The sequence below is a fragment of the Streptomyces tailanensis genome (assembly GCF_008386495.1).
Taxonomy (GTDB): Bacteria; Actinomycetota; Actinomycetes; order Streptomycetales; family Streptomycetaceae; genus Streptomyces; species Streptomyces tailanensis.
Genome location: NZ_VTHJ01000048.1, coordinates 1 through 26,062 on the forward strand (window position 1 = coordinate 1; position 26,062 = coordinate 26,062).

27 protein-coding genes are annotated in these 26,062 nt (G+C 70.6%); 11 read left to right on the plus strand and 16 right to left on the minus strand.

What is annotated here, in order from left to right:
• Positions 1–338: 338 nt before the first annotated feature.
• The 4 genes from F3T56_RS31795 to F3T56_RS31810 all read left to right on the plus strand — a co-directional run bounded on the left by F3T56_RS31795 (position 339) and on the right by F3T56_RS31810 (position 3,079).
• Positions 339–833, plus strand: a complete 495-nt coding sequence (locus F3T56_RS31795; protein ID WP_149828807.1) for a MarR family winged helix-turn-helix transcriptional regulator — start codon at positions 339–341, stop codon at positions 831–833.
• A gap of 183 nt (positions 834–1,016) precedes the next feature.
• Positions 1,017–2,156, plus strand: a complete 1,140-nt coding sequence (locus tag F3T56_RS31800; protein ID WP_149828808.1) for an ABC transporter substrate-binding protein — start codon at positions 1,017–1,019, stop codon at positions 2,154–2,156.
• Positions 2,157–2,414: 258 nt separating this feature from the next.
• Entirely contained in the window at positions 2,415–2,822 is a 408-nt protein-coding gene (locus tag F3T56_RS31805) for a CoA-binding protein (protein WP_149828809.1), read from the plus strand.
• 26 nt (positions 2,823–2,848) lie between these two features.
• On the plus strand, positions 2,849–3,079 hold the full coding sequence (locus F3T56_RS31810; RefSeq protein WP_281291929.1) for a CoA-binding protein: 231 nt from the start codon (positions 2,849–2,851) through the stop codon (positions 3,077–3,079).
• A gap of 33 nt (positions 3,080–3,112) precedes the next feature.
• On the opposite strand, the gene F3T56_RS31815 is transcribed toward F3T56_RS31810, so the two are convergent.
• The 4 genes from F3T56_RS31815 to F3T56_RS31830 all read right to left on the minus strand — a co-directional run bounded on the left by F3T56_RS31815 (position 3,113) and on the right by F3T56_RS31830 (position 7,279).
• Complete coding sequence (locus tag F3T56_RS31815) at positions 3,113–4,036, minus strand: universal stress protein (RefSeq protein WP_149828810.1); 924 nt, start codon at positions 4,034–4,036, stop codon at positions 3,113–3,115.
• A 109-nt stretch (positions 4,037–4,145) separates the two neighbouring features.
• Positions 4,146–5,633, minus strand: coding sequence for a VWA domain-containing protein (locus F3T56_RS31820; protein ID WP_149828811.1), 1,488 nt, complete (start codon positions 5,631–5,633; stop codon positions 4,146–4,148).
• The gene (locus tag F3T56_RS31825) at positions 5,630–6,517 is read right to left on the minus strand and encodes an AAA family ATPase (RefSeq protein ID WP_149828812.1); all 888 of its coding nucleotides are present in this window, start codon (positions 6,515–6,517) and stop codon (positions 5,630–5,632) included. The genes F3T56_RS31820 and F3T56_RS31825 overlap by 4 nt, the downstream gene beginning before the upstream one ends.
• A 105-nt stretch (positions 6,518–6,622) precedes the next feature.
• Positions 6,623–7,279 carry a TetR/AcrR family transcriptional regulator gene (locus F3T56_RS31830; protein ID WP_149828813.1) on the minus strand — a complete coding sequence of 219 codons (657 nt, stop codon included), beginning with the start codon at positions 7,277–7,279 and terminating at the stop codon, positions 6,623–6,625.
• A gap of 135 nt (positions 7,280–7,414) precedes the next feature.
• Between F3T56_RS31830 and F3T56_RS31835 the strand changes: the two genes are divergently transcribed.
• Entirely contained in the window at positions 7,415–7,975 is a 561-nt protein-coding gene (locus F3T56_RS31835) for an NAD(P)H-dependent oxidoreductase (RefSeq protein ID WP_149828814.1), read from the plus strand.
• Between the two features lie 100 nt (positions 7,976–8,075).
• On the opposite strand, the gene F3T56_RS31840 is transcribed toward F3T56_RS31835, so the two are convergent.
• Both F3T56_RS31840 and F3T56_RS31845 read right to left on the minus strand, forming a co-directional pair.
• Positions 8,076–8,633, minus strand: a complete 558-nt coding sequence (locus tag F3T56_RS31840; protein WP_149828815.1) for a YbaK/EbsC family protein — start codon at positions 8,631–8,633, stop codon at positions 8,076–8,078.
• Positions 8,634–8,676: 43 nt separating this feature from the next.
• Entirely contained in the window at positions 8,677–9,258 is a 582-nt protein-coding gene (locus F3T56_RS31845; RefSeq protein WP_149828816.1) for a helix-turn-helix domain-containing protein, read from the minus strand.
• A gap of 93 nt (positions 9,259–9,351) precedes the next feature.
• On the opposite strand from F3T56_RS31845, the gene F3T56_RS31850 reads away from it, so the two are divergent.
• The gene (locus F3T56_RS31850) at positions 9,352–10,209 is read left to right on the plus strand and encodes an EamA family transporter (protein ID WP_149828817.1); all 858 of its coding nucleotides are present in this window, start codon (positions 9,352–9,354) and stop codon (positions 10,207–10,209) included.
• A gap of 100 nt (positions 10,210–10,309) precedes the next feature.
• On the opposite strand, the gene F3T56_RS31855 is transcribed toward F3T56_RS31850, so the two are convergent.
• Positions 10,310–11,056 (minus strand): acyltransferase, encoded by a 747-nt coding sequence (locus F3T56_RS31855; protein ID WP_149828818.1) that lies wholly within the window; start codon positions 11,054–11,056, stop codon positions 10,310–10,312.
• A gap of 123 nt (positions 11,057–11,179) precedes the next feature.
• On the opposite strand from F3T56_RS31855, the gene F3T56_RS31860 reads away from it, so the two are divergent.
• Positions 11,180–11,722 carry a gamma carbonic anhydrase family protein gene (locus F3T56_RS31860; RefSeq protein WP_149828876.1) on the plus strand — a complete coding sequence of 181 codons (543 nt, stop codon included), beginning with the start codon at positions 11,180–11,182 and terminating at the stop codon, positions 11,720–11,722.
• Positions 11,723–11,731: 9 nt separating this feature from the next.
• On the opposite strand, the gene F3T56_RS31865 is transcribed toward F3T56_RS31860, so the two are convergent.
• From F3T56_RS31865 to F3T56_RS31875, 3 genes are all read right to left on the minus strand, one after another.
• Complete coding sequence (locus F3T56_RS31865) at positions 11,732–12,382, minus strand: DedA family protein (RefSeq protein WP_149828819.1); 651 nt, start codon at positions 12,380–12,382, stop codon at positions 11,732–11,734.
• Positions 12,383–12,481: 99 nt separating this feature from the next.
• Positions 12,482–14,077 carry a carboxylesterase/lipase family protein gene (locus F3T56_RS31870; protein ID WP_149828820.1) on the minus strand — a complete coding sequence of 532 codons (1,596 nt, stop codon included), beginning with the start codon at positions 14,075–14,077 and terminating at the stop codon, positions 12,482–12,484.
• 171 nt (positions 14,078–14,248) lie between these two features.
• On the minus strand, positions 14,249–14,686 hold the full coding sequence (locus tag F3T56_RS31875; RefSeq protein ID WP_149828877.1) for a DUF4442 domain-containing protein: 438 nt from the start codon (positions 14,684–14,686) through the stop codon (positions 14,249–14,251).
• A 172-nt stretch (positions 14,687–14,858) separates the two neighbouring features.
• Between F3T56_RS31875 and F3T56_RS31880 the strand changes: the two genes are divergently transcribed.
• The gene (locus tag F3T56_RS31880) at positions 14,859–16,010 is read left to right on the plus strand and encodes a DUF8017 domain-containing protein (protein WP_149828821.1); all 1,152 of its coding nucleotides are present in this window, start codon (positions 14,859–14,861) and stop codon (positions 16,008–16,010) included.
• Positions 16,011–16,179: 169 nt separating this feature from the next.
• The gene (locus F3T56_RS31885) at positions 16,180–17,481 is read left to right on the plus strand and encodes an MFS transporter (RefSeq protein ID WP_149828822.1); all 1,302 of its coding nucleotides are present in this window, start codon (positions 16,180–16,182) and stop codon (positions 17,479–17,481) included.
• Here F3T56_RS31885 and F3T56_RS31890 read toward each other — a convergent pair.
• Together F3T56_RS31890 and tuf are read right to left on the minus strand one after the other, a co-directional pair.
• Positions 17,443–18,288: a spermidine synthase gene (locus F3T56_RS31890; protein WP_149828823.1), complete on the minus strand. Its 846-nt coding sequence runs from the start codon at positions 18,286–18,288 to the stop codon at positions 17,443–17,445. The genes F3T56_RS31885 and F3T56_RS31890 overlap by 39 nt on opposite strands.
• Positions 18,289–18,389: 101 nt before the next feature.
• Positions 18,390–19,571 (minus strand): elongation factor Tu, encoded by a 1,182-nt coding sequence (gene tuf / locus F3T56_RS31895; RefSeq protein ID WP_149828824.1) that lies wholly within the window; start codon positions 19,569–19,571, stop codon positions 18,390–18,392.
• A gap of 592 nt (positions 19,572–20,163) precedes the next feature.
• On the opposite strand from tuf, the gene F3T56_RS31900 reads away from it, so the two are divergent.
• Positions 20,164–20,952 carry a TVP38/TMEM64 family protein gene (locus F3T56_RS31900; RefSeq protein WP_149828825.1) on the plus strand — a complete coding sequence of 263 codons (789 nt, stop codon included), beginning with the start codon at positions 20,164–20,166 and terminating at the stop codon, positions 20,950–20,952.
• 80 nt (positions 20,953–21,032) lie between these two features.
• On the opposite strand, the gene F3T56_RS31905 is transcribed toward F3T56_RS31900, so the two are convergent.
• Positions 21,033–22,202, minus strand: a complete 1,170-nt coding sequence (locus F3T56_RS31905; RefSeq protein ID WP_149828826.1) for a thiolase family protein — start codon at positions 22,200–22,202, stop codon at positions 21,033–21,035.
• 114 nt (positions 22,203–22,316) lie between these two features.
• Between F3T56_RS31905 and F3T56_RS31910 the strand changes: the two genes are divergently transcribed.
• The gene (locus F3T56_RS31910) at positions 22,317–22,787 is read left to right on the plus strand and encodes a winged helix-turn-helix transcriptional regulator (protein ID WP_149828827.1); all 471 of its coding nucleotides are present in this window, start codon (positions 22,317–22,319) and stop codon (positions 22,785–22,787) included.
• 61 nt (positions 22,788–22,848) lie between these two features.
• On the opposite strand, the gene F3T56_RS31915 is transcribed toward F3T56_RS31910, so the two are convergent.
• Genes F3T56_RS31915 through F3T56_RS31925 form a run of 3 tightly spaced genes read right to left on the minus strand, consistent with a single transcriptional unit; the run spans position 22,849 to position 25,705 of the window.
• A complete protein-coding gene (locus F3T56_RS31915) occupies positions 22,849–23,562 on the minus strand; it encodes a cupin domain-containing protein (RefSeq protein WP_149828828.1) in 714 nt (237 codons plus the stop codon).
• A complete protein-coding gene (locus tag F3T56_RS31920) occupies positions 23,556–24,491 on the minus strand; it encodes a DUF6807 domain-containing protein (RefSeq protein WP_149828829.1) in 936 nt (311 codons plus the stop codon). The genes F3T56_RS31915 and F3T56_RS31920 overlap by 7 nt, the downstream gene beginning before the upstream one ends.
• Positions 24,488–25,705: a Gfo/Idh/MocA family protein gene (locus F3T56_RS31925; RefSeq protein WP_172639235.1), complete on the minus strand. Its 1,218-nt coding sequence runs from the start codon at positions 25,703–25,705 to the stop codon at positions 24,488–24,490. Before F3T56_RS31925 ends, F3T56_RS31920 begins: the two co-directional genes overlap by 4 nt.
• Positions 25,706–26,062: the final 357 nt, after the last annotated feature.

A 26,062-nucleotide genomic window follows, 5' to 3' on the forward strand; every position in this document is an offset into this window, starting at 1 on the left:
TACAGCCACTACCCCAGGCACAGCAGGGACTTCAGGAAAGCTCACCCTGACGAGCCGAAGTCAGTAACCTCGCCGGTTATCCGACCTGCTGATCTGCGGTTCTTCCCGGGACAGCGAAGGCGGCCGTTCTCCACGCTTCGAGATTCCCGCGTAGGGCCCTTGCCAGGTGATGGCAGCAGCACCCAGTAGGCACCGCCTGCCCCTCAAAGCCGCGCGCTAGTCGCCGACTCGCCTCATCCAGTACGGGTAACCACCTGAATGCCGCTGCTATCAGGCCCCCCCCCCGGAACCCCGTCGGAGCGACGGCCCTCGAAGGAGCTCTCACTAGAGTGCGATCCATGGAACCCCGTTGGCTCTCCCCCGAGGAGCAGCGCGCCTGGCGCGCCTACCGCGACCTCAGCCTGGTGCTAGAGGACGCTCTCGACCAGCAACTGCGACATAAGGCCGACCTCAGCCACCTGTACTACTCGGTGATGGTGTTCCTCTCGGAGGCCCCCGAGCGACGGCTGCGCATGACAGACCTCGCCGAACAGCTGAAGATCGCCCGGACACGGCTCTCCTACACCGTCAGCCGCATGGAGGAGCGCGGCTGGGTGCGCCGCGAGGACGCGCCGGGGGACGGACGGGCTCAGCTCGCCGTGCTGACGGACGAGGGGCTGACCGCCCTTGAGCAGGCCGCCCCCAGTCACGTCGCCACCGTCCGGGCTGCCGTCTTCGACCGGCTGACACCCGAGCAGGCGCGCGCCTTCGGTGAAGCGTGCGAGATCATCCTCAACGGCCTCACGGGCCCGGACCGCCCGGCCTTCCCCGCCGACCTCCCCTGGCGTCGCTGACCTCCCTCCAGAGGCAGAGGCAGAGGCGAGCCCGCCGAACTCCCATCCTCCCTGACTACCCTGCATGACAGTCCAGACACTCACCGCAACTTATTGCAGATTTGCAGTACCTGCTCTAGAGTGACAGCAGATAGTTGAAGCATCAAGCTTCCCCTTCTTGTCCCCACCACGAAGGAGCCGAGTGTGAAGTCCTCCCGCAAGGCATGGGCCGTCGCCGCCACCCTGGGCGTCCTGGCCGCAAGCGGTGCCACCGTCGCCGCCACCACCCCTTCCCCGAAACCCGCCCCCAAACACACGAGCGAAGAAGACCAGCTGCAGAAGCTGTACAAGGAGGCCGTGGCCGAGGGCGGCCGCCTGGTCGTCTACGCCGGCGGTGACAAGCCGGGCCAGGCGGACTACCTCAAGGACGCGTTCGTCAAGAAGTTCCCCAAGATGAAGGTCGACATCGTCGTCGACTTCAGCAAGAACCACGACGCCCGCGTCGACAACCAGATCGCCGAGCACCACGTGGTGGCCGACGTCGTCCACCTCCAGACCGTCGACGACTTCCCGCGCTGGAAGAAGGAAGGAGTGCTGCAGAAGTACAAGCCGGTCGGCTGGAACAAGGTCTTCCACCAGATCAAGGACAAGGACGGCTACTACACCGGCCTGTTCTTCTTCGCCTTCTCCAACGTCACGGCCACCAAGCTCGGCGACGATGCGCCCGTCGAGGCCAAGGACTTCCTCAAGCCCGAGTTCAAGAACAAGCTCGTCTTCACCTACCCGAACGACGACGACGCCGTCCTCTACTACTTCAAACAGCTCACCGACAAGTACGGCTTCGACTACCTGAAGAAGCTGCTCGCCCAGAACCCGAAGTTCGTCCGCGGCACCCAGGACTCCGCCGACCTGGTCGGCTCCGGTGACTACGTGGCGAGCTTCGGCACGAGCGGAGGCGTCCCGGGCGTCGCCGAGACCACCCTGCCGAAGAAGTCGCCGTGGGTCGCCTGGCCGCAGACCGGTGCCATCCTCAAGAACGCCCCGCACAAGGCGGCCGCCAAGCTCTACCTGAGCTGGCTGCTGTCCAAGGACGCCCAGCGAAACTCCATCGACACCTGGAGCGCCCGCACCGACGTCGCCGCGCCGGCGGGCCGCAAGGGCATCTTCGACTACGTGAACATGAACCCGCTCGGTCTCGGCGAGTTCATGAGCGACCGCACCGCCCTGGACCGCTACAAGGCCCGTATCAACCTCTATGTCGGCGACGTCAAGGGCGTGAACCCCTCCGACCCGCAGGGCGTGCTCGGCCTGTACCCCGTCAACCAGGACGGCACCCAGGGCTGACGGCCCTGAGTCAGCCAGCCTCACAGGAATCCACATCCCAGAGCTGCACCGTCTGCCAAACCCTGCCCGGTGACCGTCCGCGAGCACTGCTGGAATCGGCCCAAGGCAGGAATTTGGATGCCACACTTCTGTCGTGGCACACCCGAGACCGCACCCGGAGCAACACGCCGCCCCAGGCGGCAGCCGCAAGGAAGAACCGCGCTCCGCCCACTGTTGTCTGTCACAGCAGCCCTTGCACGATTCCCAAGGAGGCCGAGCTTGTACGGCGACGCAGCAACGATCCGCAAGATCCTCACCGAGCTCGGCGACACCTGGGCGATCGTGGGCCTGTCGACGAACCAGCGGCGTGCGGCATACGGCGTCGCCGACGTCCTCCAGCGCTTCGGCAAGCGCATTGTTCCTGTGCACCCGAAGGCCGAGACGGTCCACGGTGAAAAGGGATACCCCTCCCTGGCAGCGATCCCCTTCCAAGTCGACGTCGTCGACGTGTTCGTCAACAGCGACCTCGCCGGCCCCATCGCCGACGAGGCCGCTCGCATCGGCGCCAAGGCCGTCTGGTACCAGCTCGGTGTCATCGACGAAGCCGCATACGAGCGCACCCGCGCCGCCGGTCTCGACATGGTCATGGACCGCTGCCCAGCCATCGAGATTCCCCGGCTCGGCTGACCTGCCCGGCTCACGGGGTCACCTCCATACGAAACGGAATCGCACCTGCGGACACTGTCCCCGTGGACGTCGTCGACGTCTTCGTCAACAGCGACCTCGCGGGCCCCATCGCCGACGAGGCGGTCCGCATCGGCGCCAAGGCCGTCTGGTTCCAGCTGGGCGTGATCGACGAGGAGGCGTACGACCGCACACGCGCCGCCGGCCTGGACATGGTCATGAACCACTGCCCGGCGATCGAGATACCGCGCCTGGGCTGAACTCCTTCACGGCCCGAGCGGCCTGGGAGGACCTCAGTCGTGTGCGACGACCGCGACCGGGGCCGTCGCATGGTGGAGTACGGCGTGGGTGATGGGGCCGATGTGGGTGCCGAGGGGGGAGTGACGGATACGGCGGCCGACGATGACCAGGGAGGATGTGTGGGAGGCGTCGACCAGGTGGTCGGCCGCCTTGCCGAGGCGGGACTCCTCGATGACCTCGACGGCGGGGAACTCGCGCCGCCAGGGGCTCAGTACTTTGGCCAGTGCTGTGGCGTCTTCGCGGCCCAGGTCGGCGGCCGGTTCGGGGTCTTCCCGCAGGCCGAGCACGAAGTGGGGCGGTGGGCTCCAGTCGTGGACGACCCGCAGGGCCGTCTCCCGCAGGGCGGCGGCCTCGAAGGCGAATCTGATCAGTGTGCCGTTCGGGTGCGCCGTGTCCAGGCCGAGGACGACGGGCCGGAACGGCGCCGCGTCCGCCGGGGTACCGGAGGGGTCCGGCGCGTGTTCATCCGCGGCCCGCTCCTCGGCGCGTACGAGGACGACCGGCCGCTCGGTGTGCGCGATGACGTGCAGTCCTACGGAGCCGAGGAGGAACCCGGCGATCCCGCTCACCCCTCGGGAGCCGAGCACGACGAGTTCGGCGTCTTCTGCCGCCTTCACCAGTGCCTCGGTCGCCCGACCCGTCAGCTGCTCGGTGGTGACCTCCACGCCGGGGTGGCGCAGCCGGATGCCGTCGGACCTCTCGCGCAGGATCCGCCCGGGGCCGGTCCCGGGCACCTCCGGCTCGATCCGTGCCTCGGTGTCCAGCATCGGCGCCCGCCCCATCGGCTCGGGGAACAGTTCCCAGACGTTGACCAGCCGCAAGGGCAGTGCGCGCAGCCGTGCCTCCCTGGCCGCCCACTCGGTGGCGGCCATGCTCTCAGGGGAGCCGTCGAGGCCCACGACGACGGTGCGGGGCATGGGACGCACCTCCTCGGGTCGGGCTCTGTGTCCTTCCCTCTCCCCCGGGTCACCCGAATCGGCGCGGTCAGGCCTACGAGGGCCTACGAGGCCGAGCGCACTCAGGCGCTCACACCGGCAGCAACCGCGTCACCAGTTCGCCGAGGCGCCGGGCGTTGCGGCAGGCGTGCATGTCGACGACCTCGGCGTATGTGTGGGCGGCGGAGTCGCCCGTGCCCCACTGAGAGGGGGACTCCGGGTTCAGCCAGTGGACGCGGCGGGCGCGGGCGGCGACGCGTCGCAGGGCGGCCACGTTGGGGTCGAACCCGTTGGTGCGGGCGTCGCCGAGGACGATCACCGACGTACGCGGGCCCACCGCGTCGAGGTGGCGCTCGGCGAACTCGCCCAGCGCGGCCCCGTAGTCGCTGCTGCCGTGCCAGCCGCTGATCGTGGCCTCGGCGGCGAACCGGCGGCCGAGTTCGGCGGGGTCGGCCTCGCCGGTGGTGACGAGGTGGGTGACCTCGTCGACGCGGTTGACGAAGGCGTAGACCCGCACCTTGCTGAACTGGTCCCGCATCGCCTGCACCAGCAGCATCGTGAAGTTCGCGAACCCGGCGACCGACCCGGACACATCGCAGAGGAGCACGATCTCCGGACGGGCCGGCCGGTGCCGCCGGTACGCCGGGCGCAGCGGCACCCCTCCGGTGGACAGCGAGCGGCGCAGCGTACGCCGGATGTCGATCTGCCCTCGCGCGGCCCTGCGTCGCCGGGCGGCCAGCCGGGTCGCGAGCTTGCGGGCCAACGGCTGGACGGTACGGCGGAGTTCGACGAGTTGCTCGCGGCTCGCGATGAGGAAGTCGACCTGGTCGGCGCTCGGTGCGATACCCCGTTCGGCGATGAACTCCGCGCCACGGCGTTCGGCGACCCGCCGCCGCGCCTCGGTCCGGATCCGGTTCCGGAAGTCCTCGATACGGCGCCGGATCTCATCGGCGTCCAGCCGTTCGGTGAACCCGCCCGAGCCGATTCCCCCACCGAAGCCCCCGCCGAAGCCCGAGCCGAATGCGCCGACGCCCGAACCCGAGCCGACGCCGGACCCCGACCCCGCCCCAGGGCCGCCGCCCCTCCCGCCTGCCCGCTGGTCCGCCAGGATCCGAGCCAGCAGCGTCTGCGGCCGGAGCCGGTCCAGCGTCTGGTGGGCCGACCAGCCGTCCGAGCCCGGCGACGTCCCGTACCGGCCGAGCAGATCCACGGCCTCACCGGCGAGGCGGTTGAGGGCGGCCGTGTCGTCCGCGGCCAGCGCCTGGGCGAGCCGGTCGCGCAACTCGTCCCGGTCCGCGGCCGGCGCGCCCGACGTTCCCGTCAACTCGCCCACGCCGAGCGGGAAGTACAGCTCGAAGGCCGCGTCGAACACGGCTCGCTGACGGTCGGCGCGCAGCAGCGCCGCCGCCAGCCCCTCGCGGATCCGCTCCCGGTCGGTGAGGCCCAGCGCCTCCAGGACGGCCGCCGCGTCCACGGTCTCCCCGGGACCGATCCGTATCCCGTGGCCACGCAACGCCCGTACGAGCCCGGTGAGCCGCTCGGCCAGGGGAGAACGCGCGTCGGTGGCCGGGGCGTTCATACCAACGTCAGCTTCCGTGTGGCCTTCGCGATGTCGTCCTGGTGCTTGAGGATCACCCCGAGGCTGTCCCGTACGACGGTCTCGTCCAGGTTGTCGGCGCCGAGGGCCAGCAGGGTGCGGGCCCAGTCGATGGTCTCGGCGACCGAGGGCGCCTTGCGCAGTTCCATCTCGCGCAGCGCGCCGACCACCCGGACCAGGGAGTCGGCGAGCGTGGCGTCCAGGCCCGGTACCTGCAACCGTACGATCCGCTGCTCCAACTCGGCGTCGGGGAAGTCGAGATGGAGGAAGAGACAGCGGCGGCGCAGGGCCTCGGAGAGTTCGCGGGTGGCGTTGGAGGTGAGGACGGTGAACGGACGCCGGGTGGCGGTGATCGTGCCCAATTCGGGGACGGTGACCTGGAAGTCACTCAGCACCTCAAGGAGCAGGCCCTCGACCTCGACGTCCGCTTTGTCCGTCTCGTCGATGAGGAGCACGGTCGGCTCGTCGCCCCGGATGGCGGTCAGCAGGGGCCGGGTGAGCAGGAACTCGTCGCTGAAGATGTCGGTGCGCGTCTCGTCCCAGGCCTCGTCGCGCCCCGCGGTGATGCGCAGCAGCTGCTTGGCGTGGTTCCACTCGTACAGGGCGCGGGACTCGTCGATGCCCTCGTAGCACTGGAGCCGGACGAGCCGGGCCGCGCCGACCCGGGCGACGGCCTTGGCCAGCTCGGTCTTGCCGACGCCCGCGGGGCCCTCCACCAGCAGGGGCTTGCCGAGCCGGTCGGCCAGGAACACGGTCGTCGCGACGGCCGTCGAGGCCAGGTATCCCGCTTCGGCGAGCCGGGCGGAGACGTCGTCGACGGAGGCGAAGAACCCTGTTCCCTCCGGCCTGCCGTTGTCGTCGGCCATGTGCCCACTCCCCCTCGTGCCGAGCGCGATGTGCCCCCACTGGCACCCGCATTCAAGTTACCAAGCGGTCGCTTGGAATGCCTCCGCCTCGGTATGTCTCCGCATTCACGCCGCGACGACGAGCCGCCCCACCAGGTCCTCCCATCCCCGCTCCAGTCGTTCGAGAGACATGCCCCGGCGGTTGATCAGGTGGTCGACGAGGTTGATGTCCAGGTAGCCCAGCAGGGTCTGCGCTATGAGTTCGATGTCGCCCGCGGCGTCGGCGCGGCGCAGCAGCATGCAGAGGTGGCCGAGTCTGAGCCGGCTCGCCGGGTTGGTGTGGAGGCGGGAGACCTCGGTACGCGCGGCCAGGTACAGATCGCGGTGTGCGTGTTCGTGCCGTATCACGGCGGCGCCGAAGGCGCGGAGCCGCTCCACGGGCGGAGCGTCGGGGCCGAGGGGCGGCGGCCCGGTCAGGAACGCGGCCTGGAGCTCCCGCTCGTGGTGGTCGAGGAGCGCCACCACGAGCCCGAACCGGTCGCCGAACCGCCGGAAGACGGTCCCCTTGCCCACCTGGGCGGCGTTCGCCACGGCTTCCATGGTCAGGTTGGCCGCTCCGCACTCCGCCGCGAGCCGGGCGGCCACCTCCAGCAGGCGGGTGCGGTTGCGCGCCGCGTCCGCCCGCAACCGAGGCTGGTCGGCGGGGGTGAGCGTGAGGTCGATGAGTCCGTCGAGGGGGTCCGGGTCCTGGGGCACGGGGAAGGGCGGCAGCGGCTCGTTCATGAAAGGAGCGTAACGCTCGTCACGAAGAAATGGACCCCGGTCCGAATAGGTGCTACAAATTTCAGCGGACCCTGGTCCGCTTAAGCCTCGGTCCGCTTGGTCACCACCCTTTGGCACCCTGCTAGGAGTCAGCTCATGTCTGTCCGCATCCTCGCGCTCGTCGGTAGCCTTCGCGCCGGTTCGCACAACCGCCAGCTCGCCGAGGCCGCCGTGAAGCACGCCCCCGAGGGCGTCGAGATCGAGCTGTTCGAGGGCCTGGCCGACGTCCCGTTCTACAACGAGGACATCGACACCGAGGCCGCCCTCCCGGCCACCGCGGCGCAGCTGCGCGAGGCCGCGGGTCAGGCCGATGGCTTCCTGCTCTTCTCCCCCGAGTACAACGGCACCATCCCGGCCGTGCTGAAGAACGCCATCGACTGGCTGTCCCGCCCGTACGGCGCCGGCGCGTTCACCGGCAAGCCGGTCGCCGTGGTCGGCACCGCGTTCGGGCAGTTCGGCGGCGTGTGGGCGCAGGACGAGACCCGCAAGGCCGTGGGCATCGCCGGCGGTACGGTCCTGGAGGAGGCCAAGCTCTCCATCCCGGGCTCCGTGGTCCGCTTCACCGAGACCCACCCGGCCGACGACGCCGAGGTCGTCACCGGCCTCACCCAGGTCCTCTCGCAGCTCACCGCCCAGACGGGCACCGCGGCCGCCTGAGCCGGACCCGCACCGTGCGGCGCCGGGTTCCGGGTCACGCACCCGGGGCCCGGCGCCGACGTTCAGGCGGGAGCCGGCGAACCCGCCTCGATCAAGCCGATCAGGCAATCCCCAGCCCCTCCAGTACCACAGCGTTCGGCAGTTCCGCGAACGCCTTGCCCGGCACCAGCAGCTTGCCCCGCCGCCGTCCGCTGCCGACCAGGACGTACGGCAGGTCGACCACCGCGGCGTCCACCAGGACCGGCCACGCCTGAGGCAGCCCGACGGGCGTGATGCCGCCGTACTCCATCCCGGTCTCCCCCGTGGCGGTGTCCATCGGGGCGAACGAGGCCTTGCGGGCGCCCAGTTGGCGGCGTACGACGCCGTTCACGTCGACCCGGGCGGCGGACAGCACGACGCACGCGGCCAGGCTCGACTCGCCGCCCCGCTTGCCCGCGACGACCACGCAGTTCGCGGACTGGTCGAGCAGCTCCTGCCCGTAGTGCTGGACGAACACCGAGGTGTCGGCCCACTCCGGGTCGGTCTCGACGTACAGGATCTGGTCGGCGGGCACGCTGCCGCGCCAGTGGCGTACGGCGTCGGCGACCGGGCCGACGAGTTCGTCGAGGCAGTCGGGGGCGGGGGTGGCGTGGTCGAAGTCTCCGATGGGTGCGCGCATGAAACGCACGCTAACAGGGCCCGTGGACAGCCGAGTCGGCGTCTCAGGTCACGGGTGGCACCGGTGGCACGGACACCGTCAGCACCATTTTCGTCGGCACGTCGCCCTGATTGGCGTACTCGTGCGCGGCGTTGGCCTCGAAGGTGACGCTCGCGCCGGCCGGGACGCGGTACTCCGCGCCCTCGACGGTGAGCGTCAGCTCGCCCGCCGTGATGTGGGCGATCTCGACCGTCCCGACGGGGTGCGGGTCCGACCGGCTGCTCTCCCCCGGCATCAGCCGCCAGTCCCACATCTCCAGCGGGCCGGGGGCCTCCGCACCGGCAAGGAGCCTGCTGTAGCTGCCGCCTTCGGTGTGCCACAGCCGCACCACCTGGTCGGCCGGGACGACCCGGACCTTGGGGCCCTGCTCGTAGTCGAGCAGCGTGGTGATGCTGACGCCCAGGGCGTCGCCGATCTTGACGACCGTGCCGAGGCTGGGGTTGGTGCGGGCCTGCTCGATCTGGATGAGCATGCCGCGGCTGACTCCGGCACGGGCGGCGAGCACGTCCAGCGTGAAGCCGCGTACCGCGCGCCAGTGCTTGACGTTGCGCGCCAGGGACTGGGTCAGCAGGTCGAGGTCCGACACATTCCGTCCAATATTCTGAATGACAGAGTTCAATGCAATGAACTACGGTGTGGTGCACCCTTCGTTCACCGAACTGTACTGCGAGGCCACCGCATGACCGCACTCTTCGCCCTGGCCACCAGCCTGCTGTGGGGGCTGGCCGACTTCGGCGGCGGTCTGCTGACCCGACGGGTCCCCGCGCTCACGGTGGTCGTCGTCTCGCAGTCGATCGCGGCGGCCGTGCTCGGGACGATCGTGGTCGCGACCGGCGGCTGGAGCGAGGCCGGCCCTCAACTGTGGTTCGCCGTGGCCGCCGGCCTGGTCGGCCCGGTCGCCATGCTCGCCTTCTACAAGGCGCTCGCCCTGGGCCCGATGGGCGTGGTCTCCCCACTCGGCTCCCTGGGCGTGGCCGTCCCGGTCGGCGTGGGTCTCGTCCTCGGCGAACGCCCCGGCCTGCTGCAGTTCCTGGGCATCCTTGTCGCCGTCGCAGGCGTGGTCCTCGCGGGCGGCCCGCAGTTCAAGGGCGCACCCGTCCAACGGCAGGCCCTCCTCCTCACCCTCCTCGCGGCCTTCGGCTTCGGCGCGGTGATGGCCCTGATCGCCGAGGCGTCGACGACCCTCAACGGCCTCTTCCTGGCCCTGTTCGTCCAACGCGTCACCAACATCGCCGCAGGCGGCACGGCCCTGTACGTGGCGGTCCGACGCGGCACCCCCGCCCTCCCCCCGGAAGGCTTCCCGTACCGCTCCCTCCCCGCCTTCGCCTTCGTAGGCCTGGCGGACGTAGCAGCCAACGGAACGTACGCCCTGGCCGCGCAAACCGGCCCGGTCACCGTGGCCGCCGTCCTGGCCTCCCTCTACCCGGTGATCACCGCCCTCGCCGCCCGAACGATGCTCGGCGAACGCCTACGGGCCGTACAGGCAGCGGGAGCGGGCCTGGCCTTGGTGGGAACGGTCCTGCTGGCGACGGGTTAGAGCACCTTCCCAGCAGGGGCCGGCTTTTCAGGGGCGCGGGGAACCGCGCGACAAGCCACAATGGACCCGCACCCGCCACACGACAAACGCCCCCGAGCTATTAGGCGGTCTCCCCCATCCCTTCCGCCTCCAACTCAGCCAACGCCAACAACTGCTCCGGTGTAACCCCGGAGGGAATCGGCACAGGCGCAGGCGTCCGAAGCGGCGGCTGCCACCCCTCCACCGCATCCCACCGCCGTACGACCTTCGCGGGCGCCCCGGCCACCACACAGCGATCCGGCACCACACCACGCACCACGGCCCCGGCGGCCACCACCACATTCCGCCCGATCCGCGCCCCCGGCAGAATCACCGCCCCCGTGCCGATCCAGCACCCGGGCCCGATCGACACCGGATCCATCCGCGGCCACTGCTTGCCGATGGGCTCGTCGGGATCGTCGTACGAGTGGTTCGTGGACGTCACATACACATACGGCCCGACGTAGCAGTCGCTGCCGATCGTGACGGTCGTATCGGCGATGACATGGCTGCCGCGCCCGAGGACGACACCGTCACCGATGCGCAGGATCGGTTCGGCACCGAGGTCGAGGTCGGGCATCAATCCGGCGGTCAGGGTGACCTGTTCGCCGATGATGCAGTGGGCGCCCAGATGGATCCACGGCTCACCGAAGACCGTGCCGAGCGGAAAGGCCAGTCTGGTACCCGTTCCCATCGCGCCGAAGCGGAAGCGTCCGGGCCGCTCGGCCGTCACCGACCCCGTGCGCTGCAGCCATGCCCAGCCCGCATGGACGGCGCGCTGTACGAGGCGACACCGCCAGGACGAGAACGTGTTCTCACTCTTCGGCACCCGCTCACCGTACTCACCGGGCGGCACGCGCGCGGTGTCGTACGGCTGTGATCTTCACCCCACGCAGGGTCCCGCCCATGGCTTACGGTTCGCGTGGGACTGATCCACGACGAGGAGGCGGCAATGACTCGGCAGCGGGCGCTGATCACGGCATTCGGCGGCAAGAGGCCGGACGTGGAGGAGGCCGCGTTCGTCTCCCCCACGGCGGTGGTGATCGGAGACGTGACGCTCCACGCCGGGTCGAGCGTCTGGTACGGGGCGGTGTTGCGCGCGGAGTACGAGCCGATCGTCATCGGCGCCGACGCCAACATCCAGGACAACTGCACGCTGCATGTCGATCCCGGGTTCCCGATCTCCATCGGCGAGCGCGTCTCGATCGGGCACAACGCGGTGGTGCACGGGGCGACGGTGGAGGACGACTGTCTGATCGGTATGGGTGCGACCGTGCTGAACGGCGCGGTGATCGGGGCGGGGTCCTTGGTGGCCGCACAGGCCCTGGTGCCCCAGGGGATGCGGGTGCCGCCCGGTTCGCTGGTCGCGGGGGTGCCGGCGAAGGTGAAGCGGCCCCTCACCGATGAGGAGCGTGAGGGGATCTCGCTGAACGGGGCGGTCTACACGGAGCTGGCGAAGGGGCACCAGGAGGCGCAGGAGAGCTACGGCGTCTGAAGGGGCGCCCTACTCGGCGGCGGGGACCAGTTCACCTTCGGGGCTCTCTGCCTTCTCCGCCGCCTTCTTGGCCTTCCGCTTGATCACCAGCATCGACGTGGCACCGATCAGCACCGCCAGGACCAGGCCCAGCCAGGAGAACCGCTTGAGCCAGGCCTCGGCGACCACGCCGACGTAGTAGATGACGGCGGTGGTGCCGCCGGCCCAGAGGATGCCGCCGAGGACGTTGGCCGTGAGGAAGCGCCAGTAGGGCATCTGGAGGACGCCGGCGAGCGGGCCGGCGAAGATGCGCAGCAGGGCGATGAAGCGGCCGAAGAAGACGGCCCACATGCCCCAGCGGTCGAAGGACCGTTCGGCGACCGCGATATTGCTCTCGCTGAAGTGTTTGGGGAACCTGCGCCCGAGCTTGGCGAGGAGCGGACGTCCGCCTTTGCGGCCGATGGCGTAACCGATGGAGTCACCGATGATCGCGCCGGCCGTCGCGCAGGCTCCGAGGATGAACGGGTTGATGTCGCCGTGCTGGGAGGCGAGCAGCGCGGAGGAGACCAGGATGATCTCGCCCGGCAGCGGGATTCCGAGGCTCTCCAGGCCGATGACCACGCCCACCAGCAGATAGATGCTGAGTGGGGGCACTGTTTCGAGCCACTCCTGGACGTGCAAAGCCGATTCCTCCCATGTAGCGGATCCCGGGCCCCCGGCGCGCGCTCACAGAGCGCACGCCGGGGCAGCCTACCCGCTTGGTTGGACGTCGGCGGAGTTCTACAGGTGGTCCCACAGGTCGCACTGGTGCTCACTGTGCACGGTCGTGCTCAGCCCGTTGCCGCCCTGTCCGGCGGTCCGGAGGGTGAGCACCTTCCCTCCGTCGGCCGGTGCGGCGGGCTGACCGGCGGCCCGTGGGACGCCGTCGCGGATGAAGGAGCCCCAGTAGTCGATCATCTGCCGGGACAGCGTCCGCTGCCCGGCGTTCAGCGGTGTCTCCAACCCGAAGTGCTTGAAGAGGTACTGCACCTCGTTGACATGGGTCGCGCCGAAGTCGAAGTCCGTGCCCAGGTCGCGCAGCGAGGCGAAGGGCGACGAGGTGCGGTCGGCGAACTCGTACGCGTACACCGGTCCGCGATCCGCGAGGAGCCCGGTCAGCCGCAGCGCGGAGCAGGCGAAGCGCTGGTCGCCCTGGGCCGTGCCGTAGGCGATGGTCGGCGAGGGGTACGCCGACAGCGGGTAGCGGTCCAGTGCGCGGTCGCCGAAGTCGGTGCGCATGACGCCCGGGTACTGCTCGGCCGTGAGCGGGGTGCCGACGGCGTCGAACCGGGCGAAGGCGAACAGCCGCCCCTCGTCCTGGTTGGCGCCGTTGAGGACGGGTACGCGGGCCGCCGCCCCCTTCGCGTACAGCGCGGCGGGCTGCTCGGGCAGGAAGTCGCCGCCGATCACGGGTCCCCAGTTCAGACCGGCCTGGGCGGCGAGGATCTCGGCGGCGGGCTTGGCGCGCAGGCAGGCCATGTCCGCGCAGTCCAGCTTCGCCATGAAGGCCTTGCCCTGCGCCACCGCCGTATCCTGCGTACGGGCCGCGCAGTCGCCGTATGCCCCGCTCTGCACGATCCCGGCGTGGAACAGGCCCTTCGACGTCGGTGAGGCCATCTGGTTGCAGACCGAGCGGCCGCCCGCGGACTCGCCCGCGATGGTGACCCGGCCCGGATCGCCGCCGAAGCGACCGATGTTGGCGCGCACCCAGCGCAGCGCGGCCTGTTGGTCGAGCATGCCGAAGTTGCCGGAGACCCCGTCGCGCGACTCGGCGTCGAGGTCGGTCGTGGCGAGGAAACCCATCGCGCCCAGGCGGTAGTTGACGGTCACGACGACGGCGCCGGTCCGCCGTGCGAAGGTGTCCGGCACGATGTCCTCGCCGGCGCCCGCGGTGAGCCCGCCACCGTGCAGCCACACCATGACCGGGCGGGCGCCACGGCTGCCACGGCCTTCCGGCACGTACACATTGAGGTCGAGGCAGTCCTCGGTGTGGCTCGGCTGCTCATAGCCGGGGTCCCAACTCGCCGTCTGCACACATCTGTTCCCGAACTCCCGCGCCTCGCGCACCCCGTGCCAGGGCCGCGTCGACCGGGGCTCGGTCCAGCGGAGGTCTCCGACGGGCGGCTGAGCGTAGGGGATGCCGAGGAACTGCCGCCCCTCGGTGGTGGTTTCGCCGCGGATCCAGCCGGCGTCGGTGCGGACGAGGGTCGGCTGCCGGGGTTCGACGGCTTGTACGGGCGCGGGAGTCAACAGGGCGATGGCAAGGGCGGTTGCCGCTGCGCCGAGCCGCCATAAGCGGGTGGTTGCGGAACTCCGCCGGGACACGGTGTCTGACATGAAGCCGTCACTCCTTCGTGCAGGCGTCTGTGGACCGCGTGTGCGTATGCGTGTGCCGGGCGGGAAACTAGGGCCGGCGGTGACTCGCGTCAATGAAGTGAACGCAAGAAACCCTCGTCGCCCTCGTTCAATGGGAAGGAGAGGGCGGCGAGGGTCCGGGGGCGACCGGAGTCAGGCGTTGGGACGCAGCGTCCAGATGACGGTCATCTCGCCGGTCACGGCGCCGTCGGCGCGCCGGATGGCGACGGAGACGGGGAACTCGGGGCGCTGACCGGCGTCGAGTTCGGCGACGACCTCGGCGGCGGGGCGGCCCAGCGTCGCGGTGGCCGTGACCGGGCCCATCGCGAGCTTCTTGTACGCGATCTCCGCGCTGACCGCGAGCGGCACGGCACGGGAGAGTTGATCCCCGAACGCGGCGAGCACGATCGTCCCGCTCGCCGTCTCCCCCAGCGTGAACATCACTCCGGCGTGCGGCCCGCCGACATGGTTGTGGTACTCGCTCTGATCGGGCAGCGCCACCACGGCCTTCTCCGCCGAGGTCTCCAGGAACTCCAACTTCAGTGTCCTGGCCATCGGCACCGTGGCGGCGAGCATCTCGCCGATCGACATCTGGTCTGCGCTCATGACCCAGATGTTACCCGCGAGTAGACAACCTGGCCAGGAGCGCCCGGCGTCAAAAGTCGTCGGCCCGGGGCGTTTTGGAGCCGTTCGTCCCAACTGCAAAGCCGCTTGGTGGACTCCCGTGGCACCCCGCCCCCCGGCGCCTTTATGGTTACGAGCCATGTGGCCAGGACAGCAGCAGCCGCCCGGGGGCGAGCACAATCCGCAGCAGCCGAACCCGTATCAGCAACCGGGGTACGGACAGCCGGGACAGCCGGCACCAGGACAGCCGGGGCAGCCGGGGCAACCGGGGCAACCGGGGCAACCGGGGCAACCGGGACCAGGACAGCCGGGACAGCCAGGACAGTCGGGATACCAACAGCCGGGGTACCAGCAGCCCAACCCCTACCAGCAGCCCGGTTACCAGTCGACGGGTCAGCAGTCCGCGTACGGGCAGCAGCCCCAGTGGGGTACCCCGGCTCCCGTGGGCGCTCCGGAACCGCCGGGCGGAGGCGGCGGCAACCGGACCAAGCTGATCGCGATCATCGCGGCCACGGCCGTCGTCGTGGCGGCCGGGGTGACCGGGTTCCTCGTCCTCGGCGGCGACGGGGACGAGAAGACCGAGGCGAAGAACAAGCCGGCGCCGTCGGTCTCCTCATCACCGACCCCGTCGCCGTCCGTTTCGGAGAACCCGCGCGGCGAGGACGCCGGGGCGAAGCCGACCATCGAGGGCTGGAAGGTCGTCGTCAACCCCAAGTGGGGCACGGCCTTCGACGTTCCCGCCGAGTGGGAGGTCTCCTCGCCCGACACGTTCATCGGCTTCGAGGACAGTGAGAAGGGCGACGGCTCGGTCCTCATCGGCATGTCGGCGCCCGCGCACCTGAAGACGGAGTGGTGCACGTCCGACGACGACAAGGACGGCAACGAGGACACCAAGTCCCTCGCCGCCGTGGGCACCAAGGGCCAGCAGGGCGCCAAGGACACCGCCGACATCGCCCGCAACGACTCGGCGTGGTGGGTCTTCGGCGGCTACACCGACCAGAAGGAAGCCTCCAAGAAGCTGATGACCGTCGGCAAGCCCGAGACGTACACGACGACGTCGGGCGTCGAGGGCAGTGTCGCAACCACCCACTCCAGCGGCGTGACCAAGAAGAGCAAGAGCAAGTGCGACAGCGACGGCAAGGCGACGACGTTCGCTTTCAAGAACTCGGCGGGTGACTTCGTCTCCTGGACGTTCCACGGCGCCAAGGGCGTGAAGGAGGAGGTCCCGGACGCGACGGTGCAGAAGATCCTGAGCACGGTACGCCTCTACGGCGAACCGACGGGCGGCTGAGACAGCGGGGTACGGGGGTGACAGTGGTCGACCCCCGTACCTCTCCGTTCCTCCCTGTGCTCCCTGTGCTCTCCGTGCTCCCTGTGGTTGTCTCGCCCCTGGCCCGATCTGGCCGTATGCCCGGACGAAACGATTTGGCAGGAGCTGTCGGGGCGGCGATAGTCGGCCCGTGACCACTCCCGTCTCCTTCCGCCGCCGCCCCGCCTGGGCGGGCCGCAACTACACCCTGCTGACCACGGCCGCGGTCGTTACCAACCTGGGCAGCCACGGCGCCCTGATCGCGGCCGCGTTCGCGGTTCTGGAGGCGGGCGGCGACGGCGGGGACGTCGGTCTGGTCGCGGCGGCGCGGACGTTGCCGCTGGTGCTGTTCCTGCTGATCGGCGGCGCGGTCGCCGACCGACTGCCACGGCACCACGTCATGGTCGCGGCGAACACCCTCAACTGCCTCTCCCAGGCGGCCTTCGCGGTGCTCGTCCTCGCCGGGGAGGCGCACCTGTGGCAGATGATGCTGCTGTCCGCGCTCGGTGGCACCGGGCAGGCGTTCTTCGGCCCGGCCTCCGAAGGCATGCTGCTGTCCTCGGTGACCGCCGAGCAGGCGGGGCGGGCCTTCGCGCTGTTCCGCTTCGCCTCCCAGGGCGCGGTGATGGGCGGGGCGGCCCTCGGCGGCGTGCTGGTCGCGCTGATCGGCCCGGGCTGGGTGCTCGCGGTGGACGCGGTCGCGTTCGCTATCGCCGGTGGTCTGCGTGCGTTCCTCGACGTGAGCCATGTGCCGGACCGCGAGCCGGGCCACGGCATGCTCGCCGATCTCCGGGACGGCTGGCGGGAGTTCATCGGCCGAACCTGGCTGTGGGCCATCGTCGTCCAGTTCTCCCTCGTCAACGCGGTCATCGTGGCCGCCGACGCGGTCTACGGTCCCCAGGTCGCCCGCGACAGCCTCGGCGGCGCGGGTCCGTGGGGCCTGGCGCTGGCGCTGTACGGGGCCGGAAACGCCGTCGGGGCCCTGATCATGACCCGCTGGAAACCACGACGTCTCCTCCTCGTCGGCGTCCTCTGCGTCTTCCCGTTCGCCCTCCCCTCCGCGGCGCTCGCCGTGCCGACACCGCTCGCCGTGCTGTGCGTGACGATGTTCGTCAGCGGTGTGTCGATCGAGGTGTTCGGCGTCTCCTGGATGACCGCGCTGCACCAGGAGATCCCCGAGGAGAAGCTGTCCCGCGTCTCGGCGTACGACTGGTTCGGCTCGGTGGCGATGGTGCCGCTCGCCACCGCGCTGGCGGGCCCGGCGGAGAGCGCCGCAGGGCGTACGGCGGCCCTGTGGGGCTGTGCCGCGCTGTGCACCGCGGCCACGGCGGCGGTGCTGTGCGTACGAGACGTACGCACCCTGACCAGGCGCGGCACACCGGTCACCCTCACCAAACCGGACGCCGAACCCGGCTCAGCCGATGCCGAAGGCCCCGTCGGGCGGCTCGGGTGACGGCATGGCGTCCTCCTCGCGCACGGGCACCGCACCTCCGATGAAGTCGCGCAGCGCCGGGCCGAGTTCGACCCGCGCCGGGAAGACGTCGGCGGCGGTGCGCCGGGCGAGGGCGGCGACGTCGAAGGGCCGGTGGGCGGCCAGCAGCACGGCGTTGCCGAACCGCCGGCCGCGCAGCACCCCCGGCTCGGCGATCAGCACCAGCTCCTCGAACACCGCCCCGAACGTGGCCAGTTGGGACCGCAGAAACGCGAACGGCACGGCGTCGGCGAGGTTCGCGAGATAGACCCCGTCCGCGCGCAGCACCCGCTCGGCGGCCCGCGCGTACGTCAGGGTCGTCAGATGCGCCGGCACCCGCGAACCGCCGAAGACGTCCGCGACGAGCACATCGGCGGAGTCCGCGGGGGCGGCTTCGAGCCATTCCCTGGCATCGGCGCCGTGCAACGCGATCCCGGCGTCGCCGGGCAGGGGCAGATGCTCGACGACGAGGTCCAGCAGCCCCCGGTCGTACTCGACGACGTCCTGCCGCGACCCGGGCCGGGTGGCTGCCACATACCGGGGCAGGGTGAGCGCGCCCCCGCCGAGATGGAGCACATCGAGTGCCTGCTCCGGCTCCGCCACGGTGTCCAGCACATGCCCGAGTCGCCGCGCGTACTCGAACTCCAGATGCGTGGGCGCGTCCAGATCGACGTACGACTGCGGCGCCCCGTCGACGGTCAGCAGCCAGGCCCGCTCCCGGTCGATGTCGGGCATGAGCTTGGCGGTTCCCTGATCGATGGTGCGGGAGACGGGTATGGGCTCGTTCACGGCTCCCATTCTGCCGGTGCTCCCTTGACCTGGGTGACTGGCGCGGGGAACTGCGCGACCAGCCACAACCGGCCCGCAGTCCCCCACGCACACCAAACCCCCTACTGAACGGCCGTCACGGTCCCCGCCCCCACGGTCCGACCGCCCTCACGAATCGCGAACCCGAGACCAGGCTCCAACGGAACCTCACGCCCCAGCTCCACATTCATCGTGACCCGGTCGCCCGGCCTGGCGACACCGACCTCCCCGAGGTCGACGTCTCCGACCACATCCGCCGTACGGATGTAGAACTGGGGCCGATACCCGGTGGACACCGGAGTCGTACGCCCACCCTCACGGGCCGACAGCACATACACCTGCGCGGTGAAGTGCCGACTGGGCACCACGCTCCCGGGGGCGGCCACGACGTGCCCCCGCCGGACGGCGTCCCGCGGCACCCCACGCAGCAGCAACGCCACGTTGTCCCCGGCCTGCGCCTCCGACATCGGCTTGCCGAAGGTCTCCAGCCCGGTGACCACGGTCTCGACCTCCGTCCCGAGCACTTCGACACGGTCCCCCACCCTGATCATGCCCCGCTCGACGGCACCGGTGACGACGGTCCCCCGCCCGGTGATGGTCAGCACGTTCTCGACCGACAACAGGAACGGCGCGTCCAGATACCGCTCCGGCATCGGAACGTACGTGTCCACCGCGTCCAGCAGCGCGTCGATCGACGCCGTCCACCGCGGGTCTCCTTCGAGCGCCTTGAGCCCGGAGACCCGTACGACGGGTACGGAGTCACCCCCGTAGCCGTGCGAGGTGAGCAGCTCGCGGACCTCCAGCTCGACGAGGTCGATGAGCACGGTGTCCTCGCCGTCGTCGACGGCGTCGGCCTTGTTGAGAGCGACCACGATGTGGTTGACCCCCACCTGCCGGGCGAGCAGCACGTGCTCGGCGGTCTGCGGCATGATCCCGTCGAGCGCGGAGACGACGAGGATCGCCCCGTCGAGCTGCGCGGCCCCGGTGACCATGTTCTTGACGTAGTCGGCGTGGCCGGGCATGTCGACGTGCGCGTAGTGCCGGGTGTCGGTCTCGTACTCGACGTGCGCGATGTTGATGGTGATGCCGCGCGCCGCCTCCTCCGGGGCGCGGTCGATACGGTCGAACGGCACGAACGTGCCGGCCCCTCGCTCGGCGAGGACCTTGGTGATGGCGGCGGTCAGGGTGGTCTTACCGTGGTCGACATGGCCCATCGTGCCGATGTTGAGATGCGGTTTCGTGCGGATGTAAGCCGTCTTGGACATGGCGATACCTCGAAGCCTCTTCGGCGCCTGTTCGGCGGTGCTGAGTGAGATGGCCCCGGCGGCGACTGCGGGCGCGGCCGGGACGGGGACCCCAAGGTCTTGCCGACCCTCCCCCTGCGGGGTCCGCCGGAATCTCCGGGAAGGGTCAGCTTCGGGCGCCGTCTGCGGCGGCCACGACGATCAGAAGGGCAGCCTTCGGGGCATCCGCGACTACCGCGGATGCTGCGAGAACGAAGGCGTGCCGGAACATGAGGTCGATCATCGTCGACGCGTCGGCGCACGTCGAATGGTTTTCGGCACGGGCGGGTCCAGAGGTGTGGAAGGGGTGCTGGACGCCCTTCGAGGTTCCGCGGGTACGCCGGCCTCTCGCGGGCCGAAGGAGAGATGCTTCACAGGACGGCGTACGGGATGAACGGTGCCGCGGTGGCGCCCGTGTTCCGGAAGACGCAGGCGGCAAGGGTGTGCGGTGCGTGTGCGATGCCCGCCGGAGCACGTCGGCGCCGAGCGGGGCAAGGCAGGAGTTCCGCATGCTGTGACGCCGGTGAGACGTTCCGTACGGCGTACGCACACATCGGTCGGTTACCGTCGTCGAATGCTCGATGCCACCACCCGCTCTGGGGGCACCGCCACGGCCCTTCCCCGGCCCGCAACCACGGAGCTCGCCGTCGCCACACCGGTCGCCGTCGCCGCGCCAACCGTTCCGCTGGGCCGCGCCGCCCGCTGGGGCAGAGTGCTGCTGTCTCCGTGGGCGCGGTTCTCGCTGCTCGTGGCGTTGCTCGTGGGTGCGGTGTCGACCGTGCTGCTGTTCGAGCCGCAGCGGCTGCTGGCGAACGGCTGGCCGCCCCAGCTGAACGGCGCCGCGGCGGCCGTGGTGTTCGCGGTGGCGTACGGGCTGTGCACGGTCGCGTTCGTGCCCCGGCCGATCCTCAACCTCGCGGCGGGCGCCCTTTTCGGCTCCCAGCTGGGCCTGGCCTCCGCACTCACGGGCACGGTCCTCGGGGCCGGCATCGCCTTCGGCCTGGGCCGGATGCTCGGCCAGGACGCCCTCCGCCCCCTCCTCCGCCACCGCTGGCTGAAGTCGGCGGACGGTCAGCTCAGCCGCCACGGCTTCCGCTCGATGCTGGCGGCCCGGCTTTTCCCCGGAGTGCCGTTCTGGGCGGCGAACTACTGCGCGTCCGTCTCCTGCATGGGCTGTCTGCCGTTCCTCCTCGCCACCGCTCTGGGCTCCATCCCGAACACCGCCGCCTACGTCGTCGCCGGCGCCCGCGCCTCTTCCCCGACCTCACCGGCCTTCCTCATCGCCATGGCGGCCATCGCGATACCGGCCCTGATCGGCGCGGCCATCGCCTGGCGCAAGCGCCACCACTTGCGAGCCCGCTGATCGGTCGGCCGCGTGTCCACGTAGAGCTGCGGGCAGTCGTGCCGCTGGGGCGGCACGCGTGGGGCGCAGCGACCCCCCTCTCACATCGCCTCGACCACCATCGCGTTGGCCAATCCGCCCGCCTCGCACATCGTCTGCAACCCGAACCGTGCGCCCCGCGCCCGCATCGCATGCACCAGCGTCGTCGTCAGCCTCGTCCCGCTGGCCCCGAGCGGATGCCCCAGAGCGATCGCGCCCCCATGGACGTTGACCTTGGCCAGGTCGGCACCGGTCTCCTGCTGCCAGGCCAGAACAACACTGGCGAACGCCTCATTGACCTCGAACAGGTCGATGTCGTCGATGGTCAGTCCCGCCCTGCGGAGCACCTTCTCGGTGGCCGGCACCACCCCCGTGAGCATCAGCACCGGATCGGAGCCGGTGACGGCGAACGCGTGCAGCCGGGCGAGCGGACGCAGCCCGAGCCGGGCGGCGGTCTCGCCGGAGGCGATGAGCACGGCCGAGGCGCCGTCGTTGACCGGGCTCGCGTTGCCCGCGGTGACGTTCCATTCGATCTGCGGGAAGCGCTCGCCGAAGCCGGGGTCGTAGTAGGCGGGCTTGAGCCCGGCGAGGATCTCGGGGGCGCTGCCGGGCCGCACGCACTCGTCGCGCGTCACCCCGTCCAGCGGCGCGACCTCGGCGTCGAAGAGACCGCTCTCCCAGGCCTCGGCGGCCTTCCGGTGGGAGGACACCGCGAAGGCGTCCATCGCCTGACGCGAGATCGACCACTTGGCGGCGATCAGCTCGGCGCTGATGCCCTGCGGGACGAGCCCGTCGGGGAAGCGCGCGGCGACACCGGGGCCGAACGGGTCCTTGCCCTCGGGCACGTTGGACCACATCGGCACCCGGCTCATCGACTCCACCCCGCAGGCGACGACCAGGTCGTACGCCCCCGACATGACGCCCTGGGCGGCGAAGTGCACGGCCTGCTGGGAGGAGCCGCACTGGCGGTCGACCGTGGTCGCGGGCACCGTCTCCGGGAAGCCCGCCGAGAGCACGGCGTAGCGGGTGGTGTTCATGGCCTGCTCGCCCACCTGGTCGACGGTGCCGCCGATGACGTCGTCGACGAGCGCCGGGTCGATGCCCGAGCGGTCGACGAGGGTGCGCAGGGTGTGGGCGAGGATTTCGACGGGGTGGACGTGGGCGAGGGCTCCGTTCGGTTTGCCCTTGCCGATGGGGGTGCGTACGGCTTCGACGACGACTGCGTCACGCATGGGCGGTCCTCCACGACTACCAGGCGACTATGAGGCGACTACCAGCGAGTAGGAAATTCCAACTCACCATAACTCCGTGAGTTGGAAAAGCAAACCCTCCCCTAGACTGGGCTCATGCCCGCCTCCGGAGATCCACGCCCCTGTTCCATCGCCGACGCCCTGGCGATCGTCGGCGAGAAGTACTCCCTGCTGGTCCTGCGCGAGGTCTGCCTCGGCAACGGCCGCTTCGAGCAGTTGGTCCGCAACATCGGAGCCCCGCGCGACGTGCTGGCCACCCGACTGCGGCGCCTGGTCGACGCCGGCATCCTGCAGAAGCACGTCTACAGCGAGCGCCCCCAGCGCTTCGAGTACCGGCCGACACCGGCGGGCCTCGAACTGGAGCCGGTCCTGATGACGCTCATGGCATGGGGCGACCGCCATCTCCGTAAAGACGACGATCGCCCCATGGTGATCGAGCACATCTGCGGCAACGAACTGATCCCGACGGTCACCTGCACGGCCTGCGGCGGCGAAGTCCGCCACGAGGACCTGATGGCCCACCCGCAGGCCCCGGGCTGGTCGGTGGCAGGCCCGACGGCGGCGTAAAACCAAGGGGTCACGCCACAGCTCCCCCCGAGCTCCGAGGCGCCCGGAGTACGGCCCCTGATCAATTCCCCTTGTAGACGTTCAACCGCCCGCACATCCCGAACTTGCCGTACGCGGACGGCTCTTCAGCCCGTACGACCGCGTCGGCGAGGTGAGACAGATCCCCCCGCTCCAGCCGCTCCAACTGCTCCCCCGTGGCCGCGGCAGCGGCCCGCGCCCCCCGCTCCCACCGCCCCCGCCACTCCGCGAGCCGGGGCCGTACGAGCGCCGCGGCGGCCCTATGGAACGCGGCAAGCGGCTCGGGCCCGGACGCATCCCGCAGCACCCGGTACCCCTCCAGCGCGAGGTCCCGCCGTGCCCGGGCCACCCGCTCCTGCTCCTCCTCCGGCGCGTCCACCGGAATGCGGGTGGCGGCGGCGTACGTCTCCGGGTCGGTCAGATACTCGGGCGGCAGGGTGAGCACCGCGTCACCGGCCTCTGGCAGCCCGCTGTTCTGCATGAGGACGGTGATGCGCAGATCGTCCTCGTTGACCAGCCGATGGATGGTGCCCGGCGTGAACCAGGCGACCGTCCCGGGCGACAGCGGGGTGACCTCGTACCCGGAGGCCGTCAGCGTCTGCACCGCGCCGCGCCCGCCGGTGACGACATACGCCTCCGAACAGGTCAGATGCATATGGGGAGTTCCGCCGCACATCCCGTCCGCGGCGGGCCAGTCGTAGACGGACAGGTGCGAAATCGCGACCCCGCCCGGCAGTCCCTCGTACGCGCTCACCACGGGTGCACCTCCAGGTACTTGGCGATCTCCTCCCGCTCCCAGACCCCGTCCGCCACGACGACCCGGTACCGGCGGGTGAGCGTGTCGCCGGGGGCCAGCTCCAGTTCCTCGTAGAACGCCCAGGAGGGCGCGACCGCGGCGAACGGCTCGCTGCGGACGAACCAGTGGGCGGGATGGGCGCCCTGAACGCCCTCGTGGTCGTTCTCGGGCGCGTGCGCGAAGACGAGCGTGGCGTGGCCGTCGGTGCCGTCGTGCTCGCCCGAGTACGCCAGCCAGGGCGCCTGCTCGCCCATCAGCTCCGGGCCCTCGGAGTCCGGCCCGATGATCCGGCCGTCCCGGAAGGCACGCGGGCCGCGCCAGAACAGGCCCGTGTAGCCCGCCATCTCACGCCCGGCGGTGGTCGGACTGCCGAACAGCAGCGGCTCGTCGCGGCGGTTGGTGATCGAGCTCGTCCAGGTCAGCGCCCAGGAACCCGTCGCCGTGTCGAGGTCGTGGACCTCGATACGCCGCTCCTCGTCGGCCCACAGCTCACCGGTGTACGGGTGCCAGGTCAGCCGCTCGGCGATCACGACCCGTTCGCCGTCCGAGACGACCTCGTCAAACTTGACGTGCGCCATCGAGCCGACGCGCTCGGGGATCGCGAGGTAACCCTCGCCGTGCACATACGAGTTGCCGCCCCACAGGTTCTGCCCCGACAGATGCGAGGCGGTCAGCTGCAGGCCCTTGTGCCAGCGGTGGTCGTTGGGCCGGTAGTCCGTGACGACGTCGCCGGCAAGGGTCCGGATCGGATGCAGATACGGCTTCGGGGCCTCCCAGGCCGCCTCCGGCCGGTACACGTAGCTGAACAGCTCGACGCCGGTGGTGGGTTCGGTGACCGTGATCCGGTCGCCGTGGGCGTGGACGACACGCAGCCCGTCGTGGAAGGTCATGCGGGGATCTCCTCACTTGTGCCGGCGGAAGCCTGGGCGGGGACAGGCGCCCAGCCGGGGGCGCCGCCGTGCATGGCCGTGTAGTACGGGTCCCCGGGTCCGATCTCCCCACGCCGTACGGTCGTGTCGGTGAACGCCGACTTGTACAGGGCGGCGATCAGCTCCAGGCTCGTACGCCCGTCGGCGCCGCTGCTGCGAGGACGCTGGCCCGCGCGCATGCTCGCCACCAGTTCGCGCAGCTGCGCCAGGTGCGAGCTCGGCACGTCCGCGCCGAAGTCCCGCCAGGCCGCCGCGTCGGCGTCCGGGGTGGCCGGGGCGGGGGTGATCGACCAGTTGGCGTTGGAGTGGCCGTACAGATGGGTGAGTTCGACGGTGGCGCGCTCGCAGTCGATGCGGATACGGCTGACCTCGTGAGGGCTGAGGACGCTGTTGACGACGGTGGCCAGCGCGCCGTTCTCGAAGCGGACGAGGGCGGTCGAGACGTCCTCTGTCTCCACGTCGTGGACCAGGCGCCCGGCCATGGCCCGCACCTCGCTCCACGGGCCCAGCAGATCGAGCAGGAGGTCCATCTGGTGGATGCCGTGGCCCATGGCGGGCCCGCCGCCCTCGGTGTGCCAGCGGCCGCGCCAGGGCACGGCGTAGTAGGCGGTGTCCCGGTACCAGGTGGTCTGGCAGTGGGCCACGAGCGGACGCCCCAGGGTCCGCTCGGCGATCAGCCGCCGTACATGCCGCGAACCGGAACCGAACCGGTGCTGGAAGACGATCGAGGCGTACGGCCCGCCGGTCTCCGTACCCTCCTCCGCCTCGACGGCGTCGAAGTCGGCGAGCGTAGGCACCGGCGGCTTCTCGCACCACACCCAGGCGCCGGCCCGCAGGGCGGCGATCGTCTGGTCGCGGTGCAGGGTGGGCGGGGTGCAGATGCTGACCAGGTCGGGGCGCTGCTCGGCCAGCATGCGGTCCGGATCGGTGTAGCCGTGCGGGATGCCGTGCTCCGCGCAGAACCGCTTCACCGCGTCGGCGTCGATGTCCACCGCCGCGACGACCTCGGTCTCGCCCTCCTCGGCGAGCTGTGCGAGCGCCGGCAGATGGGAGCCGCCGCCGATGGCGCCGATGCCGACGATCGCGGCGCGGACGCGGCGGCCGGTCAGCGGGGTCGGAGGGCGGTTGGCCGGGTGGTCCGGAGCCGGGCTCGGGTCGTTGCTGGCTGTGGGCATGGACGTGATCAGCACTCCATCGAACGTGACGTCGGACGTCGGCCAACGCCTGGTGGCCAGGGGCTCCGGCGGAACGGCGACCCTCGCAACGGCAAGCGCTTTCCCTCGCCAGCAACGTATGTGCGGACATAGTGACTGGTCAACACCATGGATTCGGCCGTTCCACCCCTCGGAACACCCCGGCCGCTCCCCTTCCCCGCGCGGCCCTCGACCACCCCCCGCGCGTCCCCCACTCGGCCCTGCGAAACCCCTGTGTCAGCCCTGTCACCAAGGGGCGCTAGGCTGCCTCCAGCACCTCTGATCACCCGCGCCCGCACGGCCGTTCGACGGCTCTTCTCTTCCGCGGCGCGGGCACGT